Origin of the sequence: Actinophytocola sp. (genome assembly GCF_035712165.1) — a bacterium.
Lineage (GTDB): Bacteria > Actinomycetota > Actinomycetes > Mycobacteriales > Pseudonocardiaceae > DASYTH01.
Genome location: NZ_DASTBH010000229.1, coordinates 48,914 through 54,992 on the forward strand (window position 1 = coordinate 48,914; position 6,079 = coordinate 54,992).

Below are 6,079 nucleotides of genomic sequence, written 5' to 3' on the forward strand. Positions count from 1 at the left end.
ACCGGGTATCTCAGCTGCGGTTCTACCAGCGAAGAAGCCCCGGAGGGAATACGACCCATGATCATCTTAGGCGTCATCCTGCTGGTCATCGGTTTTCTGACCAACATCTCGATCCTGTGGACGATCGGAATCGTATTGGTCGTGATCGGTGCCGTCCTTGCGTTGATGGGCGGCATGGGCCGCCGAGTGGGTGGCCGGGCGCACTGGTACTGATCCGCACGGTAACGGCCGCCCCCTGACTTTTGTCACGGTCAGGACATGACGGCCGCTATGCGGGCATAACCGGGCCGGCGGGCACCGTTGTCGCTGTGAACACATTGCGACGAACGGGTACCGCCGGCCCGGTTTCGCTTGGCACGGCCCTGGCGCTGACCGGGCTGGCCAAGCGGTACGGCGAGGTTCGGGCGGTCGACGGGGTGGACCTCGTGATCGCGCCGGGCGAAGTGGTGGCGCTACTGGGGCCCAACGGCGCGGGCAAGTCCACCACGGTTGACATGATCCTGGGGCTCACCGAGCCGGACTCCGGCACGGTGACCGTGTTCGGCGAGCGCCCGGCCGGCGCGGTGGCGGGCGGCCGGATCGGCGCCATGCTGCAGGGCGGAGCCCTGCTGGACGACGCGACCGTCGGCGAGACGGTCGCCCTGGTGGCCGCGCTGCACCGCGACCCGCTGCCGGTGGCCGACGCGCTGGAACGGGCCGGGGTCGCCGAGTTGGCCGGCCGGCGGTGCTCGAAGCTCTCCGGCGGGCAGAAGCAGCGCGTGCGGTTCGCGGTGGCGCTGGTCAGCGACCCGGACCTGTTGGTCCTGGACGAGCCGACCGCGGCCATGGACGTGGCCACCCGCCGCGAGTTCTGGCAGAGCATGCGGGAGTTCACCGGCACCGGACGGACCGTGCTGTTCGCCACGCACTACCTGGACGAGGCGGAAAGCTTCGCCGACCGGGTGGTGCTGCTGCGGGCCGGCCGGATCGTCGCGGACGGGTCGGTGGCCGAGGTGACCGCGCTGACCGCCGGCCGCACGATCCGCGCGGTCGTGCCCGGCGCCACCGAGCCGCAGCTGCTCGCCCTGCCCGGAGCGTCCGGTGTGGAGCTGCGCGGTGACCGGATATCGTTGTCCAGCAAGGACTCCGACGCCACGCTGCGCGCCCTGCTGGCCGCTTTCCCACGGGCGCGGGACATCGAGGTGACCGCGCTGGGTCTGGAAGAGGCGTTCCTGAACCTCACCGGGGGTGTCGTGCAATGAGCTTCGGATACCTGCTGCTCGAAGTGCGCCGGGGCCTGCGGTCCATCCGGTTCCTGATCTTCACCGTCGCCATGCCGGTCGCGCTGTTCCTGCTCTACACCGGGATCTTCGCCAGCGACCAACCCGGCTACACCGCGGTTCTGATGGTCAACATGACCGGTTACGGCGCGCTGACCGCGGCGATGTTCGCCGGTGGCCGGATCGCCCTGGAACGCGCGGCCGGCTGGCAGCGCCAGCTACGGCTCACCCCGCTGTCCGGCGCCGGGTACCTGACCGCGAAGGGCGTCACCGCGATGGTGCTGGCGTTGCCCGGCGTGCTGTTGGTGCCGCTGGTCGCGGTGCTGTTCGAGGGCGTGTCACTGGACGCCGGGCAGTGGAGCCGGGTGGTCCTGGGCAGTTGGCTCGCGGTGATCCCGTTCGCGGTGCTCGGCCTGCTGCTCGGCCAGATCGGCACCGCGGAGAGCATGCAGCCGTTGATGAGCGTGGTGATGATGGTGATGGCCCTGCTCGGCGGCATCTTCATCCCGATCGACGGCATGCCGGCCGGCCTGCTCACCGTCGCCAGGCTGCTGCCGTCCTACTGGCTCCAACAGGTCGGCCGCGGCGCGGTGACCAGCGAACTGTCGGTCAGCCTCGGCAACGCGGCGCTGGTGCTCGCGGCGTGGACGGTGGTGCTCGGGCTGGCCGTGGCCCGCAGGTACCGTCGGGACAGTGCCCGGGTCTGAGAGGGGGAACGCGGTGGGCGAGCACGACCAGGACGGCCGGTCCAGCGGCTGGCAGTGGCCGGTTCGCCCGTCCGCCGAGGGCACCCGCAGCCTGCTGCCGGCGGTGGTCTGGCCGGCCCTGTTCCTCTTCTACCTGGCGCAACCCATCGTCGCAGCGTTCAACAGCCCGCACTCCCCCGGCTTCCGGGTCGCGGTGGTGACCGTGACCGTGGTCTACGGGGCGGGTTACCTGGCCGCGATCGCGATCGGGATGCGCGTGCGGTCCCGGCTGTTCCGGATCACCGCGGTGGCCGCCCTGTTCGCCATGCCGGTCGTGCTCGCCCTGTTCGGTGGTTCGGATCTGTTGGTGTACTGGACCTACGCCATCGTGGCCGCGCTGGTCCTGTTGCCGCGCAACGTGGGTGCGTTGATCGGGCTGGCCTCGGCGGTGAGCCTGCTGGTGGTCAGCACGATCGAGACGGGCAACCCGCACTGGGACAACGCCATGCTGCTGGTCGTGATGACCATGGCGATGTTCGGGTTCACCGCGCTGATCCGGACCGTCGCCGAGCTGCGCGCGGCCCGGGACCGGGTGGCCGACCTCGCGGTCGCCGAGGAACGCGCCCGAATGTCCCGCGACCTGCACGACGTGCTCGGCCACAGCCTCACCACGATCACGGTCAAGGCCGGGCTGGCCCGCCGGGTGCTCGAGTCCGGCGCCGACACCGGCCGCGCGGTCGCCGAGATCACCGACGTCGAACTGCTGTCCCGGCAGGCACTTGCCGAGGTGCGGCTCACCGTGTCCGGCCGGCGCACCGCGTCGCTGCCGGCCGAGCTGGCCGGCGCCCGCGCCGCGCTGCGGGCCGCGCAGATCAGCGCCGACCTGCCGTACGCGGTGGACGACGTGCCGGTGTCGTTGCAGGAGCCGTTCGCCTACGTGCTGCGCGAGGGCGTCACCAACGTCATCCGGCACTCCGGGGCCAGCCGGTGCGAGGTGCGGCTCGGCGAGACCTGGATCGAGATCCGCGACAATGGCCTGGCACCGGGCACCGCAGCCGCCGACCGGGGCAACGGGCTGACCGGGCTGGCCGAGCGACTGGCTCCGCTGGGCGGAGTTCTCGACGCGGGCACCGCCGAGGACGGCGGGTTCCGGTTGCGGGCAACGGTTTCCGCCACCCGGGAGCCGGCATGATCCGGGTGCTGCTGGCCGACGACCAGGCGCTGGTGCGCGGCGCGCTGGCCGCGATGCTCGGCCTGGAGCCGGACATCGAGGTGGTGGCCGAGGTGAGCTCCGGCGACGAGGTGCTGACCGCGGCCCGCCGGACCGGCCCCGACGTCGCCCTGCTCGACATCCAGATGCCCGGCCGGGACGGACTGCAGGCCGCCGCCGAGCTGAACCGCGCGCTGCCGTCCTGCCGGATCGTGGTGTGCACCACGTTCGGCCGGCCCGGTTATCTCGCCCGGGCCATGGCCGCGGGCGCGGCCGGCTACGTCGTCAAGGACGCCCCGCCCGAGCAACTGGTCGACGCGGTGCGCCGGGTGCACGCCGGGCTGCGCGTGGTCGACCCGGCACTCGCCGCCGAGTCCCTTGCCACCGGCCAGAGTCCGCTGACCGACCGGGAACGCGAGGTGCTGCTGGCCGCCCGCGACGGCGGCACCATCGCCGACGTGGCCCGGCTGCTGCACCTGTCCACCGGCACCGTGCGCAACCACCTCTCCGCCGCGATCGGCAAGACCGGCGCCCGCACCCGCGCCGAGGCCGCCCGCCTCGCCGACGCCAACGGCTGGCTCTGACCTCGATGCAACGGATCCGGGTGCCCCCGCGTTCAGGGGTGTAACCCACGGGGATCGGGAGTGAGCCGATGGAGTTCGGTGCGTACGTGGCCCGGCAACGGCCGGCACTCATGCGGTTCGCCACGGTGCTGACCTGCCAGACCTGGCTGGCCGAGGACCTGGTGAGTGACGTGCTGTGCCGCGCGTACGAGCGGTGGGACCGGATCTCGCGGATGGACCAGCCGCACGCCTACGTGCGCCGCATGGTCGTCAACGAGTACCTGTCCTGGCGCAGGCGACTGGCCCGGGTCACCCCGCGCGCCGAGGTCGAACCGGCCGGCTACGGCGACGGGACCGACGAGCGGGCCGAGCGGGACGCGATGATCCGCCGGCTGGCCGGTCTGCCCCGGCGCCAGCGCGCCGCCGTGGTGCTGCGCTACTACGCCGGGCTGCCGGACAGCGAGATCGCCGCCCTGCTCGGCTGCCGGGAGACCACGGTCCGCAGCCAGATCTTCCGCGCGCTCGCGGCCCTGCGGATCGACCTGGCCGAAAGCTCGCCCACCTACCAGGAGACCCGATGACCGACCTCCGCGTCCTGGCCGACGCCTTCACCGAGTTGGAGCGGCGGGCCGACGCCGCGACCGGCACGCCGCACGCCACCGTCCCGGCGCCCCGCGCGGCCGCCCGGCTGGTGCCGTTCGCCGCCGCCGCCGCTGTCGTGGTCGGGATCGCCGCCGGCGTGGGAGTGCTCGCGCCCGCCTTCGACTCCGGGAGCCAGACCATGGCCCCACCGAGCACCCGGGCGACGACCCCGGCCCGGACGGAAGGCCCGGACGTCCGGGAACTGACCGACCGGTTCCGCGCGGCACTCGGCGACCGCGCGACCTTCACCGTGACCGAGAGCGGTCCGGGCCTGGGGACCAAGATCGAGCCCCACGACGTGTCGACGGGTGCGACGCCGCCGGAGGTCCGCATCGGCGCCTCCATCCGCGGCACGCTGACCGCCGGCGGCGTCACCGGCGGCTTCGACCTGACCGGCTATCCGATGGCGATGGGCGGGACGTCGTGGACCGGCGACTTCGAGGAGCACACCCTGCCGGACGGCACCCGGGTGGTCAGCGGCGAGTTCAGCGCGAGAGGCCCCGCGGGCGGGCTCAACCGGTACGTCCAGACCTACCGCCCGGACGGCAACTCGTTCATCCTCGTGGTCAGCAACCAGCGTTCGCCGCACGGCAACACCGAGTTGCTCGGCCCGCACCCGCCGCTGACCCTCGACCAGATGGTCGCGGTTCTCACCGACCGGTGGTGACGAAGCGGATCCCGGCTGTCACAATTCCCGGTTCATGGACGAGGTTCCCGAGCTGGAACTGTCCGTGACCGTGCGATTACTCGGGCCGCTCGAGGTGGCCGGTACGCGCGGAGCGGTGCGGCTGACCGGGGCGCGGCAGCGCGCCATCGTCGCCCTGCTGGCCCTGCGAACGCCCGACGTGGTGTCGCGGTCGCGGCTGGTGGCCGGGCTGTGGGGCGCGGATCCGCCGCCCGCCGCGGAGCAGAACCTGAACCGTCAGCTCGCCCGGATCCGCCTGGCGCTGGCTGCGGTCGGGCTGGACGGGCTGCTGGTCACCCGGGATCCCGGCTATGCGCTGGTGCTGCCGGCGGGCAGCCTCGACGCCGGCGGTTTCCAGGCGCACCTGGCGGCCGGCCGGCAGGCGATCGAGGCCGACTACCTGGCCACGGCCGCGATCGAGCTGCGCGTGGGTCTGGAGCTGTGGCGCGGTGACCCGCTGTCCGGCTGTCCGGTCGAGGACTGGGGCCGCGCAGAGCTGGCCCGGCTGCGCGAGGATCTGGCCGGCGCCATCGAGGCGTTGGCGGAGACCGAGCTGCGGCTGGGCCGGCCCGGCCGGGTGGCCGACGACCTGACGCGGGCGGTGGCCTGCCAGCCGGGCCGCGAACGGCTCTGGGAGCTGCTGGTCATCGCCCGGCACCGCGCCGGGCAGCCGGCCGAGGCGCTGCGCGCCTACCGGCAGGCCCGGACGGCGCTGCTCGACGAACTGGGCACCGAACCGGGACCCCGGCTGCGCCGGCTGGAGATGGCGCTGCTGGCCGGCGCGACCGAACTGGACCCCGCTACCGCGCCGCCGGCCAGGGTGGTCCGCGCCCGGCCCCGCCCGGAACCGGACGAACCGGCCTGCCGGCAGCGGCAGGCCCGGCTGTTCCTGGCCAGGCTGGCGCAGGACGCGCGTGCCGAGCCCGGCGCCGGGTTCGCCGAGCTGCGCCTGGCGACGGCGCTGCGCCGCTACTGCCGGGTGCCCGGCCATTACCGCGAGGGCGGCCGGTGGCTGCGGCACGCCCTGGCCCGGT

The 6,079-nt window shown here is 73.4% G+C and carries 8 protein-coding genes; all 8 read left to right on the top strand.

What is annotated here, in order from left to right; translation table 11 throughout:
* Positions 1–57: 57 nt before the first annotated feature.
* Entirely contained in the window at positions 58–213 is a 156-nt protein-coding gene (locus VFO68_RS13140) for a DUF6131 family protein (protein WP_325158530.1), read from the top strand.
* A gap of 104 nt (positions 214–317) precedes the next feature.
* Positions 318–1,241 (top strand): ABC transporter ATP-binding protein, encoded by a 924-nt coding sequence (locus VFO68_RS13145; RefSeq protein WP_414635495.1) that lies wholly within the window; start codon positions 318–320, stop codon positions 1,239–1,241.
* The gene (locus VFO68_RS13150; RefSeq protein ID WP_325158532.1) at positions 1,238–1,966 is read left to right on the top strand and encodes an ABC transporter permease; all 729 of its coding nucleotides are present in this window, start codon (positions 1,238–1,240) and stop codon (positions 1,964–1,966) included. Before VFO68_RS13145 ends, VFO68_RS13150 begins: the two co-directional genes overlap by 4 nt.
* Entirely contained in the window at positions 1,953–3,137 is a 1,185-nt protein-coding gene (locus VFO68_RS13155; RefSeq protein WP_325158533.1) for a sensor histidine kinase, read from the top strand. Before VFO68_RS13150 ends, VFO68_RS13155 begins: the two co-directional genes overlap by 14 nt.
* Positions 3,134–3,739, top strand: coding sequence for a response regulator transcription factor (locus tag VFO68_RS13160; protein ID WP_325158534.1), 606 nt, complete (start codon positions 3,134–3,136; stop codon positions 3,737–3,739). The genes VFO68_RS13155 and VFO68_RS13160 overlap by 4 nt, the downstream gene beginning before the upstream one ends.
* A gap of 68 nt (positions 3,740–3,807) precedes the next feature.
* On the top strand, positions 3,808–4,299 hold the full coding sequence (locus tag VFO68_RS13165) for a SigE family RNA polymerase sigma factor (RefSeq protein ID WP_325158535.1): 492 nt from the start codon (positions 3,808–3,810) through the stop codon (positions 4,297–4,299).
* A complete protein-coding gene (locus tag VFO68_RS13170) occupies positions 4,296–5,027 on the top strand; it encodes a hypothetical protein (protein WP_325158536.1) in 732 nt (243 codons plus the stop codon). The genes VFO68_RS13165 and VFO68_RS13170 overlap by 4 nt, the downstream gene beginning before the upstream one ends.
* A gap of 34 nt (positions 5,028–5,061) precedes the next feature.
* The coding region (locus VFO68_RS13175) for an AfsR/SARP family transcriptional regulator (RefSeq protein WP_325158537.1) at positions 5,062–6,079 on the top strand (1,018 nt) is incomplete at its 3' end.

Bases quoted from the DNA above. Each gene is read 5' to 3' on its own strand.
- VFO68_RS13140 (WP_325158530.1), top strand. From the start codon at position 58: ATGATCATCTTAGGCGTCATCCTGCTGGTCATCGGTTTTCTGACCAAC.
- VFO68_RS13150 (WP_325158532.1), top strand. From the start codon at position 1,238: ATGAGCTTCGGATACCTGCTGCTCGAAGTGCGCCGGGGCCTGCGGTCC.
- VFO68_RS13160 (WP_325158534.1), top strand. From the start codon at position 3,134: ATGATCCGGGTGCTGCTGGCCGACGACCAGGCGCTGGTGCGCGGCGCG.
- VFO68_RS13165 (WP_325158535.1), top strand. From the start codon at position 3,808: ATGGAGTTCGGTGCGTACGTGGCCCGGCAACGGCCGGCACTCATGCGG.
- VFO68_RS13170 (WP_325158536.1), top strand. From the start codon at position 4,296: ATGACCGACCTCCGCGTCCTGGCCGACGCCTTCACCGAGTTGGAGCGG.